This is a genomic window from Imbroritus primus (genome assembly GCF_964332355.1).
Lineage (GTDB): Bacteria > Pseudomonadota > Gammaproteobacteria > Burkholderiales > Burkholderiaceae > Imbroritus > Imbroritus primus.
This window is the reverse complement of sequence record NZ_OZ201293.1, coordinates 249581-275892: the sequence shown is the minus strand read 5'-3', so window position 1 is coordinate 275892 and position 26312 is coordinate 249581. Positions and strand designations below refer to the sequence as shown.

The 26312-nt window shown below is 64.3% G+C and carries 28 protein-coding genes; 23 read left to right on the top strand and 5 right to left on the bottom strand.

Annotation, left to right across the window (positions count from 1 at the left end; genetic code table 11):
- The first annotated feature begins 22 nt into the window (after positions 1-22).
- Both ACQ3C8_RS01205 and ACQ3C8_RS01200 read left to right on the top strand, forming a co-directional pair.
- Entirely contained in the window at positions 23-1060 is a 1038-nt protein-coding gene (locus ACQ3C8_RS01205; RefSeq protein WP_428852173.1) for a DUF3108 domain-containing protein, read from the top strand.
- A 221-nt stretch (positions 1061-1281) separates the two neighbouring features.
- Entirely contained in the window at positions 1282-1539 is a 258-nt protein-coding gene (locus ACQ3C8_RS01200; protein WP_009520984.1) for a BTH_I0359 family protein, read from the top strand.
- Between the two features lie 111 nt (positions 1540-1650).
- On the opposite strand, the gene ACQ3C8_RS01195 is transcribed toward ACQ3C8_RS01200, so the two are convergent.
- Positions 1651-2043, bottom strand: a complete 393-nt coding sequence (locus ACQ3C8_RS01195; protein WP_009520983.1) for a rhodanese-like domain-containing protein — start codon at positions 2041-2043, stop codon at positions 1651-1653.
- Between the two features lie 110 nt (positions 2044-2153).
- Between ACQ3C8_RS01195 and ACQ3C8_RS01190 the strand changes: the two genes are divergently transcribed.
- From ACQ3C8_RS01190 to ACQ3C8_RS01165, 6 genes are all read left to right on the top strand, one after another.
- The gene (locus ACQ3C8_RS01190; RefSeq protein WP_009520982.1) at positions 2154-3197 is read left to right on the top strand and encodes a homocysteine S-methyltransferase family protein; all 1044 of its coding nucleotides are present in this window, start codon (positions 2154-2156) and stop codon (positions 3195-3197) included.
- Between the two features lie 58 nt (positions 3198-3255).
- Positions 3256-5997: a methionine synthase gene (metH, locus tag ACQ3C8_RS01185; RefSeq protein ID WP_428852172.1), complete on the top strand. Its 2742-nt coding sequence runs from the start codon at positions 3256-3258 to the stop codon at positions 5995-5997.
- 219 nt (positions 5998-6216) lie between these two features.
- A complete protein-coding gene (locus ACQ3C8_RS01180) occupies positions 6217-6723 on the top strand; it encodes a hypothetical protein (protein WP_428852171.1) in 507 nt (168 codons plus the stop codon).
- 170 nt (positions 6724-6893) lie between these two features.
- Positions 6894-7529, top strand: coding sequence for a response regulator (locus ACQ3C8_RS01175; RefSeq protein WP_009520979.1), 636 nt, complete (start codon positions 6894-6896; stop codon positions 7527-7529).
- 112 nt (positions 7530-7641) lie between these two features.
- On the top strand, positions 7642-8058 hold the full coding sequence (locus tag ACQ3C8_RS01170) for a response regulator (protein ID WP_009520978.1): 417 nt from the start codon (positions 7642-7644) through the stop codon (positions 8056-8058).
- A 90-nt stretch (positions 8059-8148) separates the two neighbouring features.
- Complete coding sequence (locus tag ACQ3C8_RS01165) at positions 8149-8289, top strand: entericidin A/B family lipoprotein (RefSeq protein WP_009520977.1); 141 nt, start codon at positions 8149-8151, stop codon at positions 8287-8289.
- Between the two features lie 140 nt (positions 8290-8429).
- On the opposite strand, the gene ACQ3C8_RS01160 is transcribed toward ACQ3C8_RS01165, so the two are convergent.
- A complete protein-coding gene (locus ACQ3C8_RS01160; protein WP_428852170.1) occupies positions 8430-9863 on the bottom strand; it encodes a sensor histidine kinase in 1434 nt (477 codons plus the stop codon).
- A 208-nt stretch (positions 9864-10071) separates the two neighbouring features.
- Here ACQ3C8_RS01160 and ACQ3C8_RS01155 point away from each other — a divergent pair, with 208 nt between their 5' ends.
- From ACQ3C8_RS01155 to ACQ3C8_RS01140, 4 genes are all read left to right on the top strand, one after another.
- The gene (locus ACQ3C8_RS01155; protein ID WP_009520975.1) at positions 10072-10248 is read left to right on the top strand and encodes a DUF1328 family protein; all 177 of its coding nucleotides are present in this window, start codon (positions 10072-10074) and stop codon (positions 10246-10248) included.
- A gap of 129 nt (positions 10249-10377) precedes the next feature.
- Positions 10378-10539 (top strand): DUF1328 domain-containing protein, encoded by a 162-nt coding sequence (locus ACQ3C8_RS01150; RefSeq protein WP_009520974.1) that lies wholly within the window; start codon positions 10378-10380, stop codon positions 10537-10539.
- 103 nt (positions 10540-10642) lie between these two features.
- Complete coding sequence (locus tag ACQ3C8_RS01145) at positions 10643-11086, top strand: DUF883 family protein (RefSeq protein WP_428852169.1); 444 nt, start codon at positions 10643-10645, stop codon at positions 11084-11086.
- On the top strand, positions 11076-11627 hold the full coding sequence (locus tag ACQ3C8_RS01140) for a ferritin-like domain-containing protein (RefSeq protein ID WP_428852168.1): 552 nt from the start codon (positions 11076-11078) through the stop codon (positions 11625-11627). The genes ACQ3C8_RS01145 and ACQ3C8_RS01140 overlap by 11 nt, the downstream gene beginning before the upstream one ends.
- Before the next feature lie 89 nt (positions 11628-11716).
- Here ACQ3C8_RS01140 and ACQ3C8_RS01135 read toward each other — a convergent pair whose 3' ends face one another.
- On the bottom strand, positions 11717-12043 hold the full coding sequence (locus ACQ3C8_RS01135) for a DUF1840 domain-containing protein (RefSeq protein WP_009520971.1): 327 nt from the start codon (positions 12041-12043) through the stop codon (positions 11717-11719).
- A gap of 153 nt (positions 12044-12196) precedes the next feature.
- Between ACQ3C8_RS01135 and argS the strand changes: the two genes are divergently transcribed.
- From argS to ACQ3C8_RS01110, 5 genes are all read left to right on the top strand, one after another.
- The gene (gene argS, locus ACQ3C8_RS01130; protein WP_009520970.1) at positions 12197-13963 is read left to right on the top strand and encodes an arginine--tRNA ligase; all 1767 of its coding nucleotides are present in this window, start codon (positions 12197-12199) and stop codon (positions 13961-13963) included.
- A 69-nt stretch (positions 13964-14032) separates the two neighbouring features.
- Positions 14033-14749 (top strand): SPOR domain-containing protein, encoded by a 717-nt coding sequence (locus ACQ3C8_RS01125; RefSeq protein WP_428852167.1) that lies wholly within the window; start codon positions 14033-14035, stop codon positions 14747-14749.
- 93 nt (positions 14750-14842) lie between these two features.
- Positions 14843-15487: a thiol:disulfide interchange protein DsbA/DsbL gene (locus ACQ3C8_RS01120; protein WP_009520968.1), complete on the top strand. Its 645-nt coding sequence runs from the start codon at positions 14843-14845 to the stop codon at positions 15485-15487.
- A gap of 207 nt (positions 15488-15694) precedes the next feature.
- On the top strand, positions 15695-16516 hold the full coding sequence (locus ACQ3C8_RS01115; RefSeq protein WP_428852166.1) for an SDR family oxidoreductase: 822 nt from the start codon (positions 15695-15697) through the stop codon (positions 16514-16516).
- Positions 16513-17358 carry a helical backbone metal receptor gene (locus ACQ3C8_RS01110; RefSeq protein ID WP_428852165.1) on the top strand — a complete coding sequence of 282 codons (846 nt, stop codon included), beginning with the start codon at positions 16513-16515 and terminating at the stop codon, positions 17356-17358. The genes ACQ3C8_RS01115 and ACQ3C8_RS01110 overlap by 4 nt, the downstream gene beginning before the upstream one ends.
- A 72-nt stretch (positions 17359-17430) precedes the next feature.
- Here the strand turns inward: ACQ3C8_RS01110 and ACQ3C8_RS01105 are convergent, their stop codons facing one another.
- Together ACQ3C8_RS01105 and ACQ3C8_RS01100 are read right to left on the bottom strand one after the other, a co-directional pair.
- Positions 17431-18387: a DMT family transporter gene (locus tag ACQ3C8_RS01105; RefSeq protein WP_428852164.1), complete on the bottom strand. Its 957-nt coding sequence runs from the start codon at positions 18385-18387 to the stop codon at positions 17431-17433.
- Positions 18387-19466 carry an MBL fold metallo-hydrolase gene (locus ACQ3C8_RS01100; protein ID WP_428852163.1) on the bottom strand — a complete coding sequence of 360 codons (1080 nt, stop codon included), beginning with the start codon at positions 19464-19466 and terminating at the stop codon, positions 18387-18389. The genes ACQ3C8_RS01105 and ACQ3C8_RS01100 overlap by 1 nt, the downstream gene beginning before the upstream one ends.
- A gap of 336 nt (positions 19467-19802) precedes the next feature.
- Here ACQ3C8_RS01100 and aceK point away from each other — a divergent pair, with 336 nt between their 5' ends.
- From aceK to ACQ3C8_RS01070, 6 genes are all read left to right on the top strand, one after another.
- On the top strand, positions 19803-21605 hold the full coding sequence (gene aceK / locus ACQ3C8_RS01095; protein ID WP_009520963.1) for a bifunctional isocitrate dehydrogenase kinase/phosphatase: 1803 nt from the start codon (positions 19803-19805) through the stop codon (positions 21603-21605).
- Positions 21602-22270, top strand: coding sequence for a carbonate dehydratase (gene can, locus ACQ3C8_RS01090; RefSeq protein ID WP_009520962.1), 669 nt, complete (start codon positions 21602-21604; stop codon positions 22268-22270). Before aceK ends, can begins: the two co-directional genes overlap by 4 nt.
- Positions 22271-22324: 54 nt before the next feature.
- Positions 22325-23521 (top strand): acetyl-CoA C-acetyltransferase, encoded by a 1197-nt coding sequence (locus tag ACQ3C8_RS01085; RefSeq protein ID WP_428852162.1) that lies wholly within the window; start codon positions 22325-22327, stop codon positions 23519-23521.
- A gap of 186 nt (positions 23522-23707) precedes the next feature.
- Entirely contained in the window at positions 23708-24397 is a 690-nt protein-coding gene (locus tag ACQ3C8_RS01080) for an SDR family oxidoreductase (protein ID WP_428852161.1), read from the top strand.
- 274 nt (positions 24398-24671) lie between these two features.
- Positions 24672-25739, top strand: a complete 1068-nt coding sequence (locus ACQ3C8_RS01075; RefSeq protein WP_428852160.1) for a serine endopeptidase — start codon at positions 24672-24674, stop codon at positions 25737-25739.
- On the top strand, positions 25736-26143 hold the full coding sequence (locus ACQ3C8_RS01070) for a YchJ family protein (RefSeq protein WP_428852159.1): 408 nt from the start codon (positions 25736-25738) through the stop codon (positions 26141-26143). The genes ACQ3C8_RS01075 and ACQ3C8_RS01070 overlap by 4 nt, the downstream gene beginning before the upstream one ends.
- The last annotated feature ends 169 nt before the right edge of the window (positions 26144-26312 follow it).

Genomic DNA, 26312 nt, shown 5'->3' with positions numbered 1-26312 from the left:
CAGTCTATGCGGCAGCACCATCATGGCTAAGCGCTGGCGCACGGCTGGCCGCTGGGCGCTGGTCGCGGCGGCCGTCATCGCACTCCACCTGCTCGTGCTTGGATGGCTCGGACGCCTGCCCGCGCCCGCCCGGATCCTCGACGCCGCGCGCATCGTCGAAGCCCACCTGCTATCGCCGCCGGCCCCGCCCGCTCCGGTGAAGGTGACACCACCTCACAAGCCAGCCGCGCCACGCGAAGCTGCGAAACCCGCGCCGGCGCCCGAGCAACCGGCGGTTGCCACCGCGCCGTCCGGCACCGACACAGCGGCATCGGAGTCCGGCGAGCCGCCGGCTGCTTCCGTACCGCCCGCTCCGCCCGCACCGGCCGCCGTTCGCCCGGCTGGCGCCCCGGACGATGCGGCGCATTTCGCCCTGCCGCCCTCCACGGCCTTGCGCTACGACACGTACGTCAACGGCATCCGCAACCAGAACGGCACGTTGCGCTGGACTACCGACGGCAAGCAGTACGCGATGGAGGTCGAGACCAGCATTCCCTTTCTCGGCCGCTACGCCTTCCAGAGCACCGGTCATATCGACGCTTACGGACTGGCCCCGGACCGCTATACCGAGATTCGCGGCCGGCGCGACCCGGCCACCGCCACCTTCGAGCGCGGCACGCGACCCGGCGGCACTTCGGCCGTGACCTTCTCGCGCAACGGCGGCAGCGTCCCTTTGACACCCGGGATGCAGGACCGCTTCAGCGTTTTCATGCAGATGGTCGGGCTCCTGCGCGGGGCCGCGCAACGGTACGCCACGCCGGGGGACACGCTTCCCTTCCAGGTCGTCGATACACGCGACGCGGAAGCCATTCGCGTGCAATTCGTCGGCGAGGAAAGCGTGGCTGTGGCAGGCGGGCGCAACGTACAGGCGCGGCACTTCGTGCGACTGCCGCGTCACGCCGACGACCGGCGGGTGGTGGAGGTCTGGCTGGCGGAAAGCCTGGGCTGGATGCCTGCGCGGCTGCGCCAGACCGAACCGAACGGCCTGCAGTTCGAACTCGTCTGGCAGGGCAGGGAGTGATAAATCGTTGTGACAAAACGTCAAGACTGCAAGCAAGTGTCGCAGAACGCCCCTTTTTTGCGCGCTGTGGCGTACAACGGAAGTGCGCACGCAGCAATCGCGATCCGCGGCAGGCGCGGCAGTGCAGACGCCCTTGAAGAACGTCCCGGCGTCCCCAGATAGGCAGCAATAGCGCGGAATGCCTCCGGCAATGCCGCGAATCCGTATCCGAGGAGTGTGCCATGCAGATGATCTACAACAGCGACAACTACTACGTCGTCGAATTCGGGGCAGACATGCAGGACGGTGCGCAATCCACAGCAGGCTATGAAATCGTCGGCAAGCACCTGAACCGCGAGATCTATCTCGGCGGCAAGCTCGCCGAGCATTTCCGCGAAGATGTGCGCAAGCTGATCGCCAGCGAACCGACCGAGGAGGAGGTAGACGACTTCCTTGCCCGCTTCGATACCGTCATGCTGCAGCCGGTGGTCGTGCACTGACCCGTCACCCGCGCGGATGAACGCCGGCCTGCTGGCTGGCGCGCATCCGCCGCAACTGCGCGCGGCGCGCCGGCAAGCCTGGCGCATCACAACCTCAGGCGCGTATCCCGATCAATACTGTTCCCAGGGCAGCCCGTCGAAGCGCCAGCCATTGACCGAATTGCGGTGGCGGTGTGCGTCCAGGTCGCCCTCGAAGCCATGCGTGACATTCGTGATGGCCGTGAAGCCCGCTTCCTCCAGCGCCGCGCCAGCAGCCAGCGAGCGGTTGCCGCTGCGGCAGATCAGTACGATCGGCCGCGCATCGCCGTGGCCCGCCAGTTTGCGCACCATCTGGACGAAGTGCGGATTGACCTCCCAGTCGGGGCCGTCATTCCATGACACATGGTGCGCCCCCGCCGGGTGTCCCACGAAAAGATGCTCCATTTCGCTACGCACGTCGATGAACAGGGCTTGAGGGGTGGCTTGCAGGAATGCGAACGCTTCCTTGGGGGTCATGTGCTTCATGGCGTCTCCGGCGCATCATACTGTTGAGACGGAAGTGTACCCTGCACCGCCCGGCTACAGGCGCAGCGGGGTCCGGACTGGTAAAATCACGGCTTTCCTGGAGTTCCCGCATGTCGCCTGCCAATCGCCCCTATACCCGTGCTGCCCAGCTGCCCGCGCTGCTGCGTGACCGCATCCTGATCCTTGATGGGGCGATGGGCACGATGATCCAGCGCTACAAGCTGTCCGAAGCCCAATATCGCGGCGAGCGTTTCGCCGATTTCGCGCACGACGTGAAAGGCAACAATGAGTTGCTCAGTCTGACGCAGCCGCAGATCATCCGTGAGATCCACGACCAGTACCTGGCGGCCGGTGCAGATCTGATCGAGACCAATACCTTCGGCGCCACCACCGTCGCCCAGGCCGACTACGAGATGGCCGACCTGGCCTACGAGATGAACCGCGTGTCGGCCGAACTGGCGCGCGCGGCGTGCGATGCCTTCACCACGCCGGACAAGCCGCGGTTCGTGGCTGGCGCGTTCGGCCCAACGCCCAAGACCGCCAGCATTTCGCCCGACGTGAACGACCCCGGCGCGCGCAACGTCAACTTCGATACGCTGCGTGACGCCTATTACGAACAGGGCAAGGGCCTGCTCGACGGCGGCGCGGATGTATTCCTGGTGGAAACCATCTTCGACACGCTCAATGCCAAGGCCGCGCTGTTCGCCATCGACCAGTTGTTCGAGGACACAGGCGAGCGCCTGCCGGTAATGATTTCCGGTACCGTCACCGACGCCTCCGGCCGCATCCTGTCTGGCCAGACCGTGGAAGCCTTCTGGAACAGCCTGCGCCATGCGCGACCCATCACCTTCGGCCTCAACTGCGCCCTGGGTGCAGCGCTGATGCGCCCCTACATCGCGGAACTGTCCAAGATCTGCGACGTGGCGGTCTCGTGCTATCCAAACGCCGGCCTGCCGAATCCGATGAGCGACACAGGCTTCGACGAAACGCCGGAGACGACCTCTTCGCTGGTCGACGAATTCGCCTCTGCCGGACTCGTCAACCTGGTAGGCGGCTGCTGCGGCACCACCCCCGAACACATCGCGGCCATCGCGGCACGCGTCGCCAACCGCAAGCCGCGCGCCTGGCCCAGCCAATACCGCGACGCCGCCTGATGGCGCGAGCGCCCGCGCCAGCCTGGCGCGGCCCGACAGAATCACAGAGCCCCACACCATGACCACCGCCCAGCACCCGTCCGACCCGATCCGCCTGATGCGCCTGTCAGGCCTCGAGCCCTTCAACGTCGGTCCCGACACGTTGTTCGTAAACGTTGGTGAACGGACCAACGTCACCGGCTCCAAGGCCTTCGCCCGCATGATCCTGAACGGCCAGTTCGACGAAGCGCTGGCCGTGGCACGGCAGCAGGTCGAAAACGGCGCGCAGGTCATCGATGTAAACATGGACGAAGCCATGCTTGACTCGAAGGCGGCCATGGTGCGCTTCCTCAACCTCATCGCCTCCGAGCCGGATATCGCACGCGTGCCGATCATGATCGACTCGTCCAAATGGGAGGTGATCGAAGCCGGTTTGAAATGCGTGCAGGGCAAGGCCATCGTCAACTCGATCTCGCTCAAGGAAGGCGAGGAGCCGTTCCGCCATTACGCCACGCTGCTGCGCCGTTATGGCGCCGCCACGGTAGTGATGGCCTTCGACGAGAAAGGCCAGGCTGACACCTTCGAGCGCAAGACCGAAATCTGCAAACGCAGCTACGACATCCTTGTGAACGAAGTCGGCTTCCCGCCGGAAGACATCATCTTCGACCCGAACATCTTCGCCATCGCCACGGGCATCGAGGAGCACAACAACTACGCGGTCGATTTCATCAATGCCACGCGCTGGATTCGCGAGCACCTGCCGCATGCGCACGTGAGCGGGGGCGTCTCGAACGTCAGTTTCTCGTTCCGTGGCAACGATGCGGTACGCGAGGCGATCCACACCGTGTTCCTGTACCACGCGATCCAGGCCGGCATGGACATGGGCATCGTCAATGCCGGCATGGTCGGCGTGTATGACGATCTCGATGCCGAGCTGCGCGAACGCGTCGAGGACGTGGTGCTCAACCGCCGCCCCGACAGCACTGACCGCCTGCTCGAGATCGCCGACCGCTACAAGGCCGGCGCGGCAAAGAAAGAAGAGAACCTCGAGTGGCGCAATGCGCCGGTCGAGAAGCGCCTCGCGCATGCGCTGGTGCATGGCATCACCAACTACATCGTCGACGACACCGAAGAAGCGCGCCAGAAAATCGCCGCCACCGGCGGCCGCCCGATCCACGTCATCGAAGGGCCGCTGATGGATGGCATGAACATCGTCGGCGACCTGTTCGGCCAGGGCAAGATGTTCCTGCCGCAAGTGGTGAAATCCGCGCGCGTGATGAAGCAGGCCGTGGCCCACCTGGTGCCTTTCATCGAGGAAGAGAAGCGCCTGCTCGCCGAAGCCGGCGGCGACGTCAAGCCGCGCGGCAAGATCGTCATGGCGACGGTCAAGGGCGACGTGCACGATATCGGCAAGAACATCGTGACCGTAGTGCTCCAGTGCAACAACTTCGAAGTCATCAACATGGGCGTGATGGTTCCGTGCAACGAGATCCTCGCCAAGGCCAAGGAAGAAGGCGCGGACATCGTCGGCCTGTCGGGCCTGATCACGCCATCGCTGGAGGAAATGGCCTATGTCGCCTCCGAAATGCAGCGCGACGCCTATTTCCGCGACCAGCAGTTGCCGCTGCTGATCGGCGGCGCCACGACGTCGCGCGTGCACACCGCCGTGAAGATCGCCCCGAACTACGACGGCCCGGTCATCTACGTGCCGGACGCCTCGCGCTCCGTGAGCGTGGCATCGAGCCTGCTGTCGGACGAAGGCGCCGCGCAGTATATCGACGAGATCCGCACCGAATACGAACGCGTGCGCAAGCAGCACGCCAACCGCAAGGAAACACCACTGGTGTCGCTGGCCGACGCACGCGCCAACAAGTACCGCATCGACTGGTCCGCCTACACGCCGCCGCGTCCGAAATTCATTGGCCGCCGCGTATTCCGCAACTACGACCTGGCCGAATTGGCAAACTACATCGACTGGACGCCGTTCTTCCAAACCTGGGACCTGGCCGGCAAATTTCCGGCCATCCTCAAGGACGAGGTGGTCGGCGAATCCGCGCGGCGCGTGTACGACGATGCCCGTAACATGCTGGAGCGCCTGATCCAGGGCCGCTGGCTGACGGCCAACGGCGTGCTGATGATGCTGCCGGCCAATACCGTCAACGATGACGACATCGAAATCTACACTGACGACTCACGCAGCGAAGTTGCACTGACCTGGCACAACATCCGCCAGCAGACGGAGCGTCCGGTCGTCGACGGCATACGCCGGCCGAACCGCTGCCTCGCCGACTTCATCGCGCCCAAGGACAGCGGCGTGGCGGACTACATCGGCATGTTCGCCGTCACCGCCGGCATCGGCATCGAAAAGAAGGAAGCCGAGTTCGAGAAGAACCTCGACGACTACAGCTCGATCATGCTCAAGGCGCTGGCCGACCGTCTCGCCGAGGCATTTGCGGAAGCCCTGCACGCACGCGTGCGCAAGGACCTGTGGGGCTACGCACCCGACGAACAGCTCGACAACGAGGCGCTGATCGGCGAACAGTATCGCGGCATCCGTCCGGCGCCAGGTTATCCGGCCTGCCCGGAGCATACAGTGAAGCTGCCGATGTTCGAGGTGCTGAACGCGGCCGAGATCGGCATGAGCGTCACCGACTCGCTGGCCATGATGCCCGCATCATCCGTTAGCGGCTTCTATCTCTCGCACCCCGACGCGGTGTACTACACCACCGGCAAGATCGGGCCGGACCAGGTGGATGACATCGTGGCCCGCCGCCACGCGAACCGCGACGACATCCTGCGCGCACTCGCACCGAATCTGTAACGGAATCTCTTTCGCCTGCCGCCGCCGGGGTCTGTCTGGCGTTGCGGCATGGCCGAATGACAGGCCAGCGCGGACACCCTCGTGCACGCGTTCTTTTACACTCCATTACAAGCCATTACATCCCTCAACGCCGCCCTTTCATAGACTCAACCTCACATCGAAACCATCGGTGTCAGGTCCTCGCCTCCCGCGAGGGTCTCTCTCTTGAAAGGAGCTTGTATGAAGAAGATTCTGCTGTCGATTTCCGCGCTGGCCTTTGTGACCGCATCTTCCCTGGCTGCAGCTCAAGGCGTCGGTGCCGCCCTCAAGGCCGACGGCCAAATCGCCGCGCCGATCCCGGCTGCCGCGCCGACCGTGGGCAGCGCTGCCGAAGGTGTCGGCAAAACCGTGAGCGGCACCACCAGTACACTCTCGCAGCAAGCCAGCGAAACCGCGCGCGCCGCGAATGGCATGGCACACTCGACGCTAGGCAAGACCGCCTCCGCGGCACACAATGCAGCCCCGGCAGCCGATGCACAACTGAGCGCAGGCGCAACCGCCGAAACCAAGGGCGGTACCAAGGCCGACCTGAACGCCGACGCACATCAAGGCGCGCATGCCGACACGAAAGGCACGATCAAGGATGCCAGCAAGACCGGCAAGAAGCTGCACAAGAAAGGCGCGACCGAGACTAGCAAGCTCAGTGGTTCCGCCAAGGCAGGCACCGAAGCCGGCGTGACGCAGTAAGCGAACCCGCCCCCTCCCTCCGAGCGCCGGTACGTCCGGCGCTTTTCATTTTTGGCGGATGACTGCGCAGATCGGTTGGCGAACGCTACAATGTATCCGCAGCAGTCACTCCATATAGTAGAGCTCGCCTATGTGTACCAAGGCGGCCGATGCAGTCAGGAAGGAGCAGCATGATTCGTGTTTTGATTGCCGACGATCACGAGATCGTCCGCGCGGGACTCAGGCAATTTCTGTCCGATGAACCCGATATCGAAGTCGCCGGCGAAGCAGGCAGCGGAGATGAGGTGATGGAGAGCCTCCAGGAGCCTGGTGCGTTCGATGTGGTGGTGCTCGACATCTCGATGCCGGATCGCAACGGTATCGACACGCTCAAGCTGATCCGGCAGCGCCATCCCGATCTCCCGGTGCTGATCCTTTCGACGTTCCCCGAGGATCAGTACGCCATCAACCTGATTCGCGCCGGCGCCAGCGGCTACCTGACGAAAGAGAGCGCGCCGGATGAACTGGTCAAGGCGATCCGCACGGTCTCGCAGGGACGCCGCTACGTGAGCCCGGCGGTGGCAGACCTGCTGATCGGCGGCCTTGAAAAGCCGACCAATCAACCTCTGCACCAGAATCTCTCAAAACGGGAATTCCAGATTTTCTGCAAGCTCTCGCGTGGCCAGTCAGTTTCCGTCATCGCCGACGAACTATTCCTGAGTGTCAAGACAGTCAGCACCTATCGCACCCGTATCCTTGAAAAGATGGGCATGAAATCGAACGCCGATCTGACGTATTACGCAATCAAGAACGGGCTGGTGGAGTAACCTCGGCGCGCCCCACACCAAAGTCTGGCATCCGAACGCAAAGCAAGGCTCCATGCGGGCTGTAGGACAAAAACCGATACCGCTGCAGTTTCCCGGGCGCTAAGCTTTGACCATGCTGGAACAAGCTGTGACAAACTCCCCGCGCGGCGTACGCGTGCTGCTGATCGAAGATTCTCCAGTGTTGCGAGACATGCTGATGGAGTATCTCGAGGCGCTGTCGTTCGTCGAACAGATCGAGTGGGCTGACACCGAGCAGCTCGCTCTGCGCAAGTTCGCGCAGACGCACCCGGAGATTGTCATCGTCGACCTCCAGCTGCGTCAGGGAAATGGTGTCAACGTTCTGAAGATGCTGCAGAACCAGAGCGCCCCTGGCATCCGCATCGTCTATACCAACCATGCGCATGTGGCGACGTACCGCAAGCAGTGCGTCGATGCCGGAGCGAACTATTTCTTCGACAAATCGCTCGAAATGGAACAGATCTTTCGCGTCATCGAGGAGTATGCGCAAAGCACCACGCAACCGCATTAACCGGTGGCTGACGGATGGGCCTGCAGAGCAGGCTTATGGTTTTCCCGATGCTGCAAGCGCGGCATCACAACAACAGCAAGGAGAAATCTGATGAAGAAACTGATCGCTGTATTCGCGCTGGCTGGTATTTTCCTGGGTGGCTGCAACACAATCGCTGGAGCAGGGAAAGACATCGAACGTGGCGGTGAGAAGCTGCAGGGCACCGCACAGGAAACGAAGCAGAAGATGTAATACGCACCCAGGCAGGCGATCGTCATCGCCTGTCACATGCATGACGCAAGGGACCCTTCGGGGTCCCTTGTCGTATCAGTCTTCCTGCCGTTGTTCCCCGTTGCCTCGTCGTTGCGACCACAGCGGTCCCGCAGGCCGTTTCACGCCGGGTTATCGCGCGAGGAGTTGTCGCCCACCGGCAGCCCTGCCTCGGCACCGTCGGGTACAACTGGCTGCACGCATGACGCCCGCGGCAGTTCGACCACGACCACGACACCCTGCGCCGGCCGGGAATCGGCCTGCAGCCAGCCACCCAGGGCGATTGCCCGCTGTTCCATGCCGAGCAGGCCGTGGTGGCCGGCCTGGCGGTCGGCCTCGCGGTCAGGCATGAATCCCTTGCCGTTGTCGCGCACCGTCAGCCGGATCACCTCGTCCGTGCAGCGAAGTTCGATCTCCACGCGCGTCGCGCCGGCGTACTTCGACGCGTTGGTCATGGACTCCTGCACGATCCGGTAGAGCGCAATGGCGGCGTCGGTCGTCAGCGGCGGCATGTCTTCCGGCAGCTTGACCGCGGTTTCCCAGCCATTGCGCGCCCCGACTTCTTCCACCAGTTGCTGCACGGCCTCGCATATGCCGAAGTTCAGCAACACCGTCGGCCGCAGGTCTTCGATCAGCCTCCGCTTGATCTGGATACCTTGGTCGACATGCGATACAACCCGCTTGAGTTTGTCGAGCACCTCCGCCGGCGCGGGGTCCAGCTTGGCGATCTTGCCGCGCACCCAGTGCAGGTCGAGTTTGGTGGCAGTCAGCAAGGCCCCAAGTTCATCATGCAGCTCCCGCGACAGGCGTGTCTTTTCTTCTTCGGTAACGCGCTGCAGGTGAGCGGCCAGATCCGATAGCTGGCTGGTGCGCTGGCGTACCAGCCGATCGAGAAACTGGCTTTCCTGCGAAAGCCGCTCATGCTCTTCTTCGGCCTGGGCGAGCCGACGCGCGTATTGCATGCCAAGCACCACCAGCAACACGATGTTCAGCGCCGTGATAAGCGCGATGCCCCAGCGCGCCAGCATCAGATCGCGATCGGCAAAGGCCAGGCTGCGCGACACCTTCACGGCCTCATGCCCATAGAGTTCGGCCAGTCCGCGCCGAATGCCGTCGAGTGACTGCTTGCCAAAATCAGTCCGTACCAGATCGAGCGCCACCTGCAGATCGCGCTTACCGTAGATCAACGTCAACTCCATCTCGGTCAGCTTGCGGTCAATCAGGCCGGCGATGGCATTGAACTGCGTCAGTTCGGCCGGACTGGTACGGTAGTGGTTGCCAACATCCGCCACCAGTGTGCGGATCTTGGGAATGGCGAGATTGTAGGGTTCGAGATACTCCTCGTTGCCGGTCAGGAGGTAGCCGCGCTGCCCGGCCTCGGCATTCACGAGTTCCGCCAGTAGCGCATTGATCGCCGTTTGTGCCTGTTGTGACTGGATGACCTGCCGATACCCTTCGGTCAGCCGGCTGTTCCCGGTTTCGGAGGCGATCAGTACGCCAAGGGTCAGCAGAATACCGCCGACCAGCAGCAATGTGGTCCGTAAGGAACTGCGCATAGAAAAACTGGAGATATTGTCCGGCAACGCCGGACCGGCTTTGCATGGAAACATAGAAAGCGGAGGGGGTCAACGTCCGCGCGGCTCCGGCCGCTGTAGGAAAACGCTGACAAGCGAATCGGAACGCCAAGTGTGGAGGCAAATAGGCCTGCGCTCTACGATAGACCCATACCTGCATAAGCGGGGTCGACCATCGGAGGGAATCATCATGCTGAAGTGGGCAATCGTATTTGCCATCATTTCCGTGATCGCCGGCGTGCTGGGGTTCACCGGAATCGCTGCCGGCGCCGCAGGCATCGCGAAGATCCTGTTCTTCATCTTCCTGATCCTGTTCGTGCTGTTCCTGGTCCTCGGCGCCACGGTGTTCAAGGCTGTCAAGGATTAGCGCGCCATTTGTTCTCGTTCCCGCTGCGGCGGGCGCGAGAACAGCCCAGCGCATCGCCGCCGGGAAGTCTTCCTGGCAAGCCAGAGCGCCCAAAACCATAACAAAGCCACATCTACCGGAGCCTGCCCCATGCTGAGATATGCCGTCATCTTCTTTGTTATCGCCATCATTGCCGCTGTGCTGGGCTTTGGCGGGATTGCTGCCGGTGCAGCCGAGATCGCGAAGATCCTGTTCTTCATCTTCATCGTGATCGCGGTGATCGCCTTCTTCATGGGACTCATGAAGCGATAACGCATTCGCCCCGTCGGCCAAAGCCGGCGGCCTCGAGGCTTCTCGCCGCAGACCACCCCGGAATGCCACGGGATCGCCTTCACTTCATTTTCGGGAAGACATCATGACACTACTCAAGAACACGCGTGTACGCGAAGAGATGGATCAGGTTTCCCAGACCGCCCAGGATGCCGTACGCCATGCGCGCGGTGCCGCGCGCAACAGTACCTCGGCCATCCGCGAAGCCGCGCAGCCAGTCCGCGAGGACATCCAGCAACTGCTGCGCGATGTCGAGCATGCCGCCGGCACGCTGAAGCAGGAGACAAGCGCCGAAGCCCGCGCGCTGCGCGATTCGCTGCAGGCCCGCGCACACGACCTGCGCGAAGCTGCCTCCGATAAAGCCAAGCAGGCACGTGCCAAGGCCGCATGGTGTGCCGATGAAACGGCGCGCCAGGTCCGCGCCTCCCCGCTCAAGGCGATTGGTATTGCCGCTGGCGTGGGCGCCCTGCTTGGGCTGATCTTCGCCGGCTCGCGCCAGACGAAAGCGGGGACGCACCATGACGAATAAGACGAGCCCAACCGACACCGGCTTTCTCAGCGACGTGCAAACGCTGCGCGCCCGCGCCCGTAAGCACATCGAGGAAGGTGCCGTGACCGGCAACTATGGCGCCGACCGTGATACCGTGCTGAAGCTGCTCAACGAAGCGCTCGCGACCGAACTGGTCTGCGTGCTGCGTTACCGCCGTCACCATTTCATGGCCAAGGGCATCCATGCCGAGCCGATTGCGGCGGAGTTCAAGGTTCACGCGGATGAAGAACAGGCCCATGCCGACCAGATCGCGGCCCGTATCGTGCAACTCGGCGGCGAGCCGGACTTCTCGCCGGACGGCCTGGCGGCGCGCAGCCACTCGGAGTATGTGGAAGGGGATTCGCTGAAGGACATGATCCGCGAAAACCTCGTGGCGGAACGCGTTGCCATCGAAAGCTACCTGGAGATGATCCAGTATCTCGGCGATCGCGACCCGACGACACGGCGGATGCTGGAAGGCATTCTGGCGGTGGAAGAGGAGCACGCCGACGAACTGGCGGACATGCTCTCCAGCGAATAACGGGACATACCAGGCCAGCTGGCCTGGCTTGTCGGGACAATGGACGCCCTTGCGGGCGTCCGTTTTTTCATGAGAGCTCGGAAACCGAGTCAGACACCCCACATCACATTGGTATCGGCACGCAGCGATTCCCGCAGCATGTCCAGGAAGGGGAAGGCACGCTGGCCGAGGTGCAGCGGCTCCTCGACGGGATCATCATCCTCATGGCCATCCGTCGCCTCGGCCGCGGCCGCGCCCTGGCGCTCCCGGTCCTCGCGCACGGCACGTTCGAGCTTGTGGATGGCCGCCGGCATTTCCGCCGGGGTGATGACTCCACGCTCTCCGACATGCTTGCCGACAATACCCAGCAACACCGTCGCCAGGTCGTTCATCATGGTCAGATCCTGCGTTGCACGCGATTTGAAAGTAATCAACATGGCGTATTTCCTCTTCTTGTCAGTACGGTGACCAATGGCTGCGGAGATGCCGCCACGCGGTCCGTCCATGTTAGGCAGCATAGCACCTGATAAAATCCGCAGTCTTGTCATTTCATCACGTTGCGCCGCTCGCGGCGCGTCGGGAATTCCCTCATGCTGCCTGTTCATTACCAGACCATCGCCACCCTGTTCGCCAACGCCGTGGCGAACGTCGCGCCGGACGCGCCAGCCCCTGCAATCACGCTGGAGCGCCCCAAGGCCGCCGCACATGGCGATGTGGCCTGCAATATCGCCCTGCAGCTGGCCAAACCCCTCAAGACCAATCCGCGCGAGCTTGCTCAGCGCATCGCCGACGCCCTGCAGGCCGATCCGGCCGCCAGCGGCCTGATCGGTGGTGTCGAGATTGCCGGCCCGGGTTTCATCAACCTGCGCCTCGCGCCCGCAGCGCGCGCCGCCATCGTGCGTGCCGTGCAGACCGAAGGCGACCGCTTCGGCGCGGCGGCAACGCCACGCGACACGGTGCTGGTGGAATTCGTCTCCGCCAACCCGACTGGCCCCCTGCACGTCGGCCACGGCCGCCAGGCCGCGCTGGGCGATGCACTGTCCACCCTGCTGGCCTGGCAGGGCTGGCGCGTGCACCGCGAGTTCTACTACAACGATGCCGGGGTGCAGATCCAGAACCTGGCGATTTCCGTGCAGGCACGCGCCCGCGGCCTGGCGCCGGGCATGGCCGACTGGCCTGAAGCCGCTTACAACGGCGACTATATCGCCGACATCGCCCAGGATTTCCTCGCCGGCAAGACGGTCAGTGCGTCGGACGGCGCGCCGGTGACGGCTTCCGGCAACGTCGACGATCTCGAATCGATCCGCCGCTTTGCCGTGACCTACCTGCGCAACGAGCAGGACATCGACCTGCGCGCCTTTGGCGTGCGTTTCGACCACTATTACCTCGAATCGTCGCTGTACACCGATGGCAAGGTCGAAGCCGCGGTGCAAAAGCTGATCACCCAGGGCAAGACCTACGAGCAGGACGGCGCGCTGTGGCTGCGCACCACCGACGATGGCGACGACAAGGACCGCGTGATGCGCAAGTCCGACGGCGGCTACACCTATTTCGTGCCGGACGTGGCGTACCACACGACCAAGTGGGAACGCGGTTTCCACAAGGTCATCAATATCCAGGGCAGCGACCACCACGGCACCATCGCACGCGTGCGCGCCGGCCTGCAGGGCCTGGATATCGGCATTCCGGCCGGCTATCCCGACTATGTGCTGCACAAGATGGTCACCGTCATGAAGAACGGCGAGGAGGTGAAGATATCCAAGCGCGCCGGCTCGTACGTCACGGTGCGCGACCTGATCGAATGGAGCAATGGCGGCGACGAGACCATCCAGGCGGCCATGGCGGCCGATCCGCAGCACTGGCCCGCCCACTTTACGCGCGGCCGCGATGCCGTGCGCTTCTTCCTGCTGTCGCGCAAGGCCGATACCGAATTCGTGTTCGATATCGACCTGGCTCTGAAGCAGAACGACGAGAACCCTGTGTACTACGTCCAGTATGCGCACGCCCGCATCTGCTCGGTGTTCGAGCAGTGGGGCGGCGACGCCGCCAGCCTGGGCAGTGCCGACCTCGACGCGGTGACCGGCGCCGATGCCAGCCCGCAGGCGCTCGCCCTGATCCAGCGCCTGGCCGATTTTCCGTCGATGCTGGCCGATGCCGCCAACGAACTCGCGCCGCACGCCGTCGCGTTCTACCTGCGCGACCTGGCGGGCGACTTCCACGCCTTCTACAATGCCGACCGCGTCCTGGTGGACGACGAGGGCGTGCGCCACGCCCGGCTGGCCTTGCTGGCCGCAACCCGGCAAGTGTTGCGTAATGGCCTGGCGGTGATCGGCGTTTCCGCGCCGCTGCGCATGTAAGCGCGTAGCGCCCGCGTCCACGGCCGGACAGCCGCTCTATAATCGAGTGACACGAACATGAGGGATTTCATGCACGCAACACGCACACGACCGATCCACCGGAACCGGCCAGGCCGGCGCGCCCTGCAGCGCGGCGGCACTTTCCTCGGGCTGGTGCTCGGCCTGATCGTCGGCCTGGCCATCGCCGTCATCGTCGCCCTGTATATCACCCGCGCACCGTCGCCCTTCCGCTCCGCCGCCCCGGCCAAATCCACGCCGGGCAATGTGGCGACCCCGCTACCCCAGCCGCAGGCCCAGCAGGAACAGGAGCCGGTCGATCCCAACCAGCCGCTGTGGAGCCGCGTGCCCGCCACGCCGAGCACTCGCACGCCGGACGCCACGCATCCCGCCGAAGGCACACGTCCGGTGCCGCCTGTGGCCGGCACGGCGCCGGCCTCGCAGCCGCCCGCCAAGCCGGCGGAAAAACCGGCCGACAAGCCGGTCGCCGAAAAACCGGCGGAAAAACCGGTGTTCGACCCGATCGCCGAGATCGCCCGGGAAGACAACGCCAAGATCGGCTATCTGCTGCAGATCGGCGCTTACCGCTCGAAGGACGATGCCGCCCGCCAGAAAGCCAACCTGGCCATGCAGGGCTATGAATCGACCATTACCGAGCGCGAGGTCAATGGCGTCATGCTGTACCGTGTCCGCGTGGGTCCGTACAAGAAGCTCGAAGACATGAACAAGGCGCGCGACCGCCTGCAAAGTTCCGGTTTCGAGGCCTCGGTCATCCGCTTTACAAAATGATGCACTTTGCCTGATGCCGGCCCGGGTGGCATGGAACCCTTGTCATGCTGCCCGGGTCTGATTCGTGACCGTCCTCTCTCTGCTCACCCCGCCATGAAAAAATTCCTCGCCGCCCTGCTCGCCACCCTCGCCGCCTCGGCCCTGCTCCTGCCACACAGCGCCAGCGCCCAGGGCGCCGCACCGGTCGAAGGCAAGCAATACAAGCTGCTGGCCAAGCCGCAGCCGACGCCGCCAGGCAAGATCGAAGTGATCGAATTCTTCTGGTACGGTTGCGTGCACTGCAATGCCTTTGCGCCGACGATGAAGGCCTGGGCCGCGCGCCAGAAAGCCGACGTGGTAGTCAAGCGCGTCCCGGTCGCCTTTGGCCCGGAGTACATGCCGCACAACAAGATCTACTACACGCTCGACGTCATGAAGAAACTCGACGTCATGCATGAGAAGGTGTTCCACGCCATCTTCGTGGATCGCAAGGAAATGCTCGACCCGAATGAAATCGCCGATGTCATGGCCAAGAACGGCCTGGATCGCAAGCAGTTCCTCGATACCTTCAACTCCTTCCCGGTCGTCACCAGCGCCCAGCGCGCGCCGGGGCTGGTCGATGCCTACGGCATCCAGGGCACGCCGTCGGTGGTGATCCAGGGCAAGTACCTGACGTCGCCATCGATCGCCGGCGGCGCGGCTCAGGCGACGCAGACCATGGACTGGCTGATCGACCAGATCCGCAAGGGCAAGAAGTAAGCACGAACCATCGGGGCTGCGCCGGCACATTGGCCGGGCAGCGCCCTACCGGCGGCGGGGTCGGTCGGACCTGAAACGGACCTGAAGCGAGGCCCGAAGCGGGACCCAAGACGCTCCCCCGACCGTCCATCGGGTCTCCCGGCCCGACATACCAATCACATGCCGCGGCCCGGCGCGCATCGCGCATTTTTGACATGGCAGGACGGCATGCAGGCACTCAAGGTTTTCATCACGGGCGCATCGAGCGGCATCGGCCAGGCGCTGGCGCAGGAGTATGCGCGCCAGGGTGCGGTGCTCGGCCTCGTTGCCCGGCGTGAAGAGGCCCTGCGGGGCCTTGCCGCCAGCCTGCCAAACCCGCGTGCCGCCCATCTCTATCCCGCCGATGTCTGTGATGCCGACGCCATGCAGGCGGCGGCGCAGCGCTTCATCGCCGAAGTCGGCGTTCCCGATATCGTCATTGCCAATGCCGGCATCTCGGTCGGTACCCTGGCCAGCGAGCGGGAAGATATCCACGCGTTCCGGCAGGTGATGGAGACCAACTGGTACGGTGTGCTGACCACCTTCAATCCGTTCATCGCCCCGATGTCCGAGGCCGCGCACGGGCCCGTCCGACCGACACTGGTGGGCATCGCCAGTGTGGCCGGCGTGCGCGGGCTGCCCGGTGCCGGCGCCTACAGCGCTTCCAAATCAGCCGTGATCAAGTTGCTCGAAAGCCTGCGGCTCGAACTGCACGGCAAGGGCATCCGCGTGGTGACCATTGCACCGGGCTACATCCGCACGCCCATGACGGAGCACAACCCGTATCCGATGCCCTTCCTCATGGATGCCGACCGTTTCGCGCGGCGTGCGGCCAGGGTGATCGCACGCGGGCAGCGCTTCCGCGTCATTCCATGGCAGATGGGTGTGGTCGCCGCCCTGCTGCATTGCATGCCGCGCTGGCTGTATGACCGCCTGTTCCGCAATGCGCCGCGCAAACCCCGAGCCTCCGGCACCCCCGACACACCGGGCTCACCGGATTCCCCGGCATGAAGCACACCCTGCGCGATGCCAGCGGCATCGATCATGTGCCGGCGGATGGCACGGTGCGGATCGTCTCGCTGGTGCCATCCCTCACCGAATTGCTGTTTGCCCTCGGCCTGGGCCCGCAGATCGTCGGCCGTACCGGCTTCTGCACGGCGCCCGCCGAAGCGGTACGCGACCTGCCCAAGGTTGGCGGCACCAAGGATGTGAACCTCGACCGGCTGCGCGCCCTCGCGCCCACGCACGTGGTCGTCAACATCGACGAGAACACGCGCGAGACAGTCGAGGCCATGCGTGCCTTTGTCCCGCACATCATCGTCACCCACCCGTGCGCCCCGGAGGACAACTTCGCGCTGTATGCGCTGCTGGGCGGCATCTTCGGTCGGCAGTCCCAAGCGGCGGCGCTGGGCGAGGCCTTGCGTGCCGCTCTCGATGAAGTGGCACGTACCGCCTGGCCGGCGCGCCAGGTGATCTACTGCATCTGGCAGGACCCCTGGATGACAGTGTCGCGCAACACCTATATCTCGCGCATGCTGGCACTCGTCAACTGGCAGACCTGGCCTGCCAGCGACGCGGATCTGGCGGCCTGCGACGGCGGCAATTGCGTGCGCCCGCCCGCGCCAGGCACACGTTATCCGGCGTTCCGCTGGCAGGGCGATGTCGTCCAGGCAACCGATTTGATCCTGCTGTCGACCGAGCCCTACCGCTTCACGGAGCAGCACTGCGATGCGCTGGAACGCCAGACCGGCACGCCGGTCGCGCTGATCGACGGCGCGATGGTGTCGTGGTACGGCAGCCGGGCGATCGAGGGGGTACGCGCACTGGCCGCCTTCGCGCGCGCATGGTCATGAGCTGCGTCACATGGCGAGAGAATGTCGAAGGATGTCGGGCAGGACCAGCACACCGCCCGAGAGCAGCAGATTTCAGGTGCGCACCGGCAACCGGTGGTTGGGCCGGTTCACCAGCAGGATGCCTAGCAGGGTCACGGCGCCGCCGGCCAGCATGCTCCAGTGCACCGTCTCCCGCAGGAACAGCACGCCCGACAGCACGCCGAACACCGGCACGAGATTGCTGAACACCGCGGTGCGCGTCGCGCCGATCCTCAGGACACCCTGGTAGTACGAGACGAAGGCGAAGGCCGTGCCAAGCATGCCGAGATACGCCATGGCAGCGACATGCGCCGGTGTGATCCGCGCCAGATCGAGCACGCCCGGCTCGAACCAGGCACCGACGGCCAGCATCGCGGTACCCCACAGCGCGGCGTAGGTGGTGGCGACCAGCGGTGTGAGCGTCCGCAGCACCCCGCGTCCGATCAGGGTATAGGCGGTCCACGCCGCCGCGCCGCCCATCATCAGCCATTCGCCGCGCCCCAGCGCTTCATGGCGAAACGTCGCCAGGTCGCCGTGTGACAGCACCAGCGCCGCGCCACAGAAGGCAATCACCATGCCGGCCCAGCGGAACCAGGCCAGACGCTCGCCCAGCAGCACGACCGCCGCCAGCACCGTCATGCCCGGATTGAGGGCGATAATCAGTGCGGTCCGGCTGGCCGGCAGTGTTTCCAGGGCACCAAAGAAACACACATTGAAGAGGAACACGCCGGTCAGTCCCAGCGCAGCGGTCTCCAGCCACTGGCGCGGCGACAGGCGCGGCAATCCGCCTTCGCGCCACCACACCAGGCACAGCAGGCAAACGGTGGCGATCAGGTAGCGCCCGGTCGCGGCCGCCAGGTGCGGCACGCTTTGCGCGAGCACGCGGCCCGCCACGAACGTGCCGCCGGCCGCCATGGTCATGGCGATAAGGCGCAGGTAGAGTCCGGCCAGAGGAGCTCCCGAGGGCATGGCCGCCCCGGCCTGCTCCCCGGAGGCGCTACGCGCCGTCATCAGGCGGCCGGGGCGAAGCGGTAGACGCCGTCGGCGTCGCAGGTCCGCACCAGTTCACCCGCCAGCCAGAGCATATGGAGGTGCGCCAGCGCCTCGCCCATGGCAAAGGTCAGCTGATGGATATCGAACTCGCGCCGGAAGATCACCTGCACGATATCGCGTGCGGTCTGCGGCGCCTTGCGGCAAGCCTCACGCGTTTCCTCCAGGCGCTCCGCATGATGGTCGCGCAACTGATGGATGCGCGTATGCAGGCCGCGGAATGGCTTGCCATGCGCCGGCAGCACAAGCGTGTTTTCGGGCAGCGGCAGATACGCCTCGAGCGAATCGAGATACAGCTGCAGCGGATTGCCTTCAGGCTCGACGTCGAACACGCTCACATTGGTGGAAATGCGCGGCAGCACCATGTCACCGGAAATCAGCACACCCGATTCGGCGCAGTACAGCGCCATATGCTCGGGCGCATGGCCAAATCCGGCGATGGTCCGCCAGGTGCGGCCGCCCATGCGGATCGCGTCGCCATCGCGCATGCGGCGGTAGCGGACCGGCAGCGACGGCACCAGCGAGGAAAAATAGGTCTTGCGTGCGCGGATCTGTTCGATGGTATCGGGGTCGGTGAGGCCGTGCCGGGCAAAATGCGCTGCAGCCGCATCACCGCCCGCATTGGACGGGCCCGTACCCTGCAGCATGTTGTGTGCGAACGAGAAATCGCCGAGACTCATCCACACGCGCGCCGACCAACGTGCCTTGTCGCCACCACTGGAAATCCAGTCGGCCAGGCCCACATGGTCCGGATGCATGTGCGTGACGATGACACGCAGCACGGGCAGGCCATCGAGTTCCCGCTCGAAGATCCGTTCCCAGTGCGCGCGGATCTCGTCACTGCTGACGCCGCAATCGATCACCGTCCAGCCCTGCACACCCTCCACTTCATCGCGCACCAGCCACAGGTTGATGTGATTCAGCACGAACGGTAGCGGCATGCGGATCCAGAAGATGCCGGGGGCGACTTCGTGCTTCTCGGCCGGCTCCGGCAGATGTTCGCCGAAGGGGTAGTCGAGCTGGTGTTCAAGTGCATTCATGTGGGGGTCTCCGCGCCCGGCGCATCGTGGCGCGGGAGCAATATGCAGGCACCTGCGCGGTGCCAACGCCAGGCGCACCACGCCGGTGGTCTGATGGGTCCTTGAATCATGCAATGGTAAGCGAAAATGCGGCAGCGCATCGCACGACCGTGCTAATTTCAGCAAGTTTGCGCAACTCACCGCGATTGCCCTCTCATCTGCAATCATGTCCGCACAAACGTTCCTTGTGAAAATTGTGCGGAAGCAGCGCAAACTGGCGGGATCGACACCCCGACGCGTTCCTTCGCCTGCCAAACCCAACTACAATCGGACACCTGCAGCCTGATTGCCGCCCCCATGTCGCACTTCCCCAAGCTACTCTCCTCGCAGATTGCCTACGACGTTGCGCGCACCATGCTGGACGGTTTCGACCGGCATTACCGGATCTTCCGGGAGGTCAGCCACAGCGCCAAGACCATGTTCGAAGCCGGTGACTGGCATGGCCTGCAGCGCTTGCAGCGCGACCGTATCGCTTACTACGACGAGCGCGTCAAGGAAACCACGATCCTGCTCGAGGATGAATACGACGCCGAGAACATCGACGACGAGATCTGGCAGCAGATCAAGCTGCACTACATCGGCCTGCTGACCAATCATCACCAGCCGGAGCTGGCCGAGACCTTCTTCAATTCGGTCACGACGCGCATCCTGCACCGCTCGTACTTCAACAACGATTTCATCTTCGTGCGGCCCGCGATCTCCACGGAGTACATCGACACGCACGAACGCGGCACGCGCCCCACCTACCGCGTGTACTACCCCGGCGCACTGGCCGGCATGGCGGCGACCTTCGAGCGCATCATCCACAACTTCCAGCTGGAACGGCCGTTCGAAAACCTGCAGCGCGATATCGACTACGTGTTGCGTGCCTTCATGGAACGTTTCGGCGATTTCAAGGTGCGCCCGAATTTCCAGATCCACGTGCTGTCGTCGCTGTTCTTCCGCAACAAGAGCGCGTACATCATCGGCCGCGTGCTGAACGGCGATGTCACCATCCCGCTGGCAATCCCGATCCTGTTCGGCCCCAGCGGCAGGCTGACGCTGGACACCGTGCTGCTCCACAAGGAGCAGTTGATGATCCTGTTCAGCTTCACGCATTCGTACTTCATGGTTGACATGGAAAACCCGTCGGCCTTCGTCACCTTCCTGCGCGACATCATGCCGCGCAAGCCCCGCGCCGAAATCTATACCTCGCTGGGCCTGCAGAAGCACGGCAAGAACCTGTTCTACCGCGATTTCCTGCACCACCTGCAATACTCGTCCGACCGCTTCATCTCGGCGCCTGGCATCAAGGGCCTGGTGATGCTGGTGTTCACGCTGCCGTCGTTCCCGTATGTCTTCAAGGTCATCAAGGATTTTTTCCCGGCGCCCAAGGAAACCACGCGCGCACTGATCCAGTCGAAGTACCTGCTGGTCAAGCAGCACGACCGCGTCGGCCGCATGGCGGATACGCTGGAATATTCGAACGTCGCCTTCCCGCTCTCGCGCTTCGACCCGGCGCTGGTGCGCGAGCTCGAGCAGCATGCGCCGTCGATGGTCGAGTACCAGCGCAGCCAGAGTGGCGAGGACGAGATCGTCGTGCGCCACCTGTACATCGAACGCCGCATGACGCCGCTCAATATCTGGCTGCAGGAAGGCACGGACGAGCAGGTGGACCAGGGCATCATCGAATATGGCAACGCCATCAAGGAGCTGATCGCCGCGAACATCTTCCCCGGCGACATGCTCTACAAGAACTTTGGCGTCACACGTCACGGACGCGTGGTGTTCTATGACTACGACGAGATCGAGTACCTCACGGACATCAACGTCCGCAAGGTGCCCGAACCGCGCAACGAGGAGGAGGAAATGTCCAGCGAGCCGTGGTACAGCGTCGGCCCGCACGACATTTTCCCGGAGACCTACCGCACCTTCCTGCTGGGCGACCCGCGCGTCCGCCAGGCTTTCCTGAAGCACCACGCCGACATCTTCGAGCCGGAGATGTGGCAGGCCTTCAAGACACGGCTGCAAGCCGGACAGGTGCATGATTTCTACGCATATGACGCGAGCGAGCGCTTCATCAACCGCTACGGCGTCGCCACACAGGAGCAGTCGAAATGACCGATGACATCAAGGTACTTTTCCAGAACAACCGCGACTGGGTCGACCAGGTCAATGCGGAAGACCCTGAGTTTTTTAACAGCCTGGCCAACCAGCAATCGCCCGAATACATGTGGATCGGCTGCTCCGATTCGCGCGTACCCGCCAACCAGATTCTTGGCCTAGCGCCGGGCGAGGTATTCGTCCACCGCAACATCGCCAATGTGGTGGTGTATAGCGATCTCAACTGCCTCTCGGTCGTGCAGTTCGCCGTCGACGTACTCAAGGTCAAGCACATCACCATCGTCGGCCACTACGGCTGCGGCGGCGTGCGCGCGGCGCTCCTCAAGCTGCGCGTCGGCCTGGCAGACAACTGGATCCGCCATGTGCAGGACGTCGCCTCCAAGCACGAGCGCTACCTCGGTTCGATCCTGCGCGAGGAAGAAGCGCACGACAAGCTGTGCGAGTTGAACGTCATCGAGCAGGTCAAGCACCTGTGCGAGACCACAGTCATCCAAGACGCCTGGGACCGTGGCCAATCGATCACGATCCACGGATGGGTGTATGGTGTATCCGATGGCTTGATACGCGAACTCGGCATGGCCGTCGCCAGCAACGAACAGTTGCATGAACAGCTGGAACGCGCCTACCAGCAATACAGCGTCGACGCTTACGGCCGGCGCTGAATGCAGCTCCGCAGGGCGGGGCGCGAAGGCTTGCGTGCCGGGAAGGAGAACGTCATGCACGATCCGATCGTCATTGTGTCCGCCACACGCACCCCGATGGGGGCATTCCAGGGTGAACTGTCCAGCCTGACCGCCCCCCAGCTCGGAGCCGTGGCAATTCGCGCAGCGCTCGAACGGGCCGGCGTGCAGGCCGAGCAGGTCGACGAAGTGGTCATGGGCTGCGTGCTGCCCGCTGGCCAAGGGCAGGCGCCAGCCCGACAGGCGGCGCTCGCGGCCGGACTGACAGAAGCGACTGCCTGCACGACCGTCAACAAGATGTGTGGCAGCGGCATGCGCGCCGCCATGCAGGTGTATGACGCGCTCGTGGCCGACGCCTTCCGGATCGGCATCGCCGGCGGCATGGAAAGCATGAGCAATGCGCCGTACCTGCTGCCCAAGGCGCGCGGCGGCTACCGCATCGGCCACGGCATGGTATTCGATCACATGATGCTCGATGGCCTCGAGGATGCCTACGACCGGATGCCGGACGGCAGCCGCCGTGCCATGGGCACCTACGGCGAGGCGTGTGCCGCGCACTACGGCTTTACCCGCACGGCGCAGGACGACTTCGCGCTAGCCTCGGTACAACGCGCCCAGCTGGCCGCACACAGCGGCGCCTTCGATTGGGAGATTGCCCCAGTCACCGTCACGACACGCCATGGCGAGACCCGCGTCGACAGCGACGAAAGCCCGCGCCGCATCCAGCCCGACCGGATCCGCACGCTCAAGCCGGCCTTTGCGCCAGACGGTACCGTGACGGCCGCCTCGTCTTCTTCGATTAGCGATGGTGCTGCCGCACTGACCATGATGCGCGCCTCCACAGCGCAGCAGCTCGGCCTCGCGCCGCTGGCGACGATGGTGGGCCACGCTACGCATGCACAAGCCCCAGCCTGGTTCACCACCGCGCCGGTGCACGCCATCCGCAAGCTATGTATGCGTCTCGGCTGGGACATCGACAGCGTCGACCTGTTCGAAATCAACGAGGCCTTTGCCGTCGTGCCCATGGCCGCCATGCACGACCTCGGCATTGCGCATGCGCGCCTGAACATCCACGGCGGGGCGTGCGCGCTCGGTCACCCGATCGGCGCATCAGGAGCGCGTATCATGACCACGTTGCTGGGCGCGCTGCGCGCCAGCGGCGGGCGGCGCGGCATTGCCAGCCTGTGCATCGGCGGCGGCGAAGCCACGGCGGTCGGCATCGAACGGCTGTAGGCAATAGCTGGCCGAAAGCCAGCCGGTTCATGCGGATGTCAATCGCAGCTGCCAGCATCGCGGGTAGCCACGGTAAGATGAGCGGGAGCGGCGCGTGACATCGCATCGCCAGACCGGACAGGGCGGCAGCAGGATGCCTGCGTTCTGCCGGGGGTTTTTCAAGAACAGCATCCAGGGGGAAATGGCATGCCTGTGGCTTTGATTCTCGGCGCGTCGCGCGGCATCGGACTGGAGTTCGCGCGGCAGTATCGCGCCGATGGCTGGCGCGTTGTGGCCACCACGCGCAGCGACGACGGCCAGCGCGCGCTCGAGGCGCTCGGCGCGGAAGTCCACCGGCTCGACCTGACCGACCCGACCGCTGTCGCTGCGCTGGGCTGGAAGATCGACGGCGAAGCGTTCGATGCCGCCATCTACTGCGCGGGTGTGATGGGCATGCGCACCCATGGCATCCAGCCGGTGCACCAGGACAATTTCGATACGGTGATGCGCACCAACGTGCTGGGCCCGATGATGGCCCTGCCGATCATCCTCCCCGCTGTGGAAGCCGCCACGCAGGCGCGCGGCGGCAAGGGCGGTGCGCTGGCCGTGCTGTCGAGCCGCATGGCGAGCCTCGGCGAAATGGAGAGCAATAGCAACTGGCTGTATCGTGCCAGCAAGGCTGCGCTCAATGTGGTCGTCAAGGCCACCGCGCTCGAGGCACAGCAGGCCACGGTGGTCGCCCTGCATCCGGGCTGGGTGCGCACCGACATGGGCGGCCCGCTGGCGGAAATCTCGCCCAAGCGCAGCGTCACGGAAATGCGCATCGTGCTCGCCGAAATCAGCCGCGCCCACAACGGCGCCTTCCTGAACCACGACGGCAACGCCATTCCCTGGTGAACCCCCGCTCATGAGGATGCTGCGACGTCCACGCGCCCATGCCTCGACCTGGACCGCAGGCGCAGCTTGGGACGATCACTGCAGCATCAGACCAATATGCCGGGTATTGCCGGGCATTCACTGCTCGCCCTGCCTTCGCAGACAACGTATTTCCACCTATATGCGGGCAGCCGGCGTTGCCTGCGGTCTGGCACCCCTTCCCGCGGGTTGACGTGCCACAATCGCGAGCATTGCAATCAAGGATTGCCGTTCCGACTGCAAGGAGCTGACTGATATGAAAAAAGGCTTGCGCTTCAGTGAAGCGTGGTTCCAGCGTGGCCTCTGGCTGATCGCCATTGTCTTCGCCAACTTTCTGATCGGCCTGGGCAGCCTGGTGGTCAGCGACCTGCCACGCGTCGACAATACGCCCCGCCTCGAGGATTTCGTCGACCAGGCGAGCGCCGGGCCGCTGCGCCAGCGCATCGATGCCGCGGATGTCACGCTCAAGCAAAACAATGATGAAACCGCGCGTGCGCAGTTGCTGCTCGATGCCGCGCGCAACGACACGCGTCAGGCCCGCGCAGCCTTCCAGAACTGGATCGCGTCGCGCACGGCTACAACCGAAGCCGCGCAGAATCCGGAAATCGCCCGGCGCACGCAGGAGCTCGATGCGCTGGTCGCGCGCGAGCGCACCGCCGAACGCACGGTCGAAGGGCTGCGGCAGCGCGCACTGGCCGTGCGCACCGAGCAACAACAGGCGCGCGACCAGTTGAACACTCTAGAAGAGAGCGGCCGCAAGGAACTGGAGCGCGCAATGCGCGCCAGCGAGCTGCGCGTATTCGGTCTGCGGCTGGCGCTGACTCTGCCGCTGCTGGCGATCGCCGGCTGGCTGTTCGTCAAGCACCGCAAGAGCCGCTACTGGCCGTTCGTGTGGGGCTTTATCTTCTTCGCCGGTTTTGCGTTCTTCGTCGAACTGGTCCCGTACCTGCCGAGCTACGGCGGCTATGTGCGCTACCTCGTCGGCATTGTGCTGACTGGCGTGATCGGCCACTACGCCATCCGCGCGCTGCAACGCTACCTCGAACGCCAGCGCGAGGCCGAGCGCCAGCCCGACAGCGCACGCCGGCAGATGCTCGACTACGACGTGGCGCAAAGCCGCCTCGCCAAGAAAATCTGTCCCGGCTGCGAGCGGCCTATTGCCACCGACGACCCGCAACGCAACTTCTGCATGCACTGCGGGATCTGCCTGTTCAACAAGTGCACCCAGTGCGATGCCCGCAAGAATGCCTTCGCGCATTACTGCCATGCCTGCGGCACCGGCGCGACAGAGCGCGCGGCCCCGGTAGAAGCAGGAGCGGCATGAGCAAGGGCGCCCGTCACAAGCCCGCACCCGGGAGCGATGCCTGCCCTTGTGGCGGGCCCACGCTCGCCGCCTGCTGCGGCCCCTACCTCGCCGGCACGGAGGCACCGGCCCGCGCAGACCTGCTGATGCGCTCGCGCTACACCGCGTACGTGCTCGGCGACACAGCCTATCTGCGCGCCACCTGGGATCCGGCCACTTGCCCGGCCTCGCTTGATGATGGCACGCCGACGCAATGGCTGGGCCTGAAGGTCTTGACATATACGCCGCGCGACGAGAGCCATGCCGAAGTGGAGTTCGTAGCACGCTACAAGATCAATGGGCGCGCCTACCGGCTGCACGAGCGCAGCCGTTTTGTCCGCACGGACGGCCGCTGGCGTTACGTGGATGGCGACATGCTGGCGTGAAGGCGCGGCAAAAGACGCGGAAATCCAGGTGCCGGGCGAAACGCATGGCACCCCCGTAGCCGGCCAGCACAAGCGCCCTCGCCAGCACAACGCCTTCTTCTTCACGCAATCCATAGCGAATTTCCGCCAAACCGCACTCAACTTCCATTTTTGACGTGCATTGCCGCAT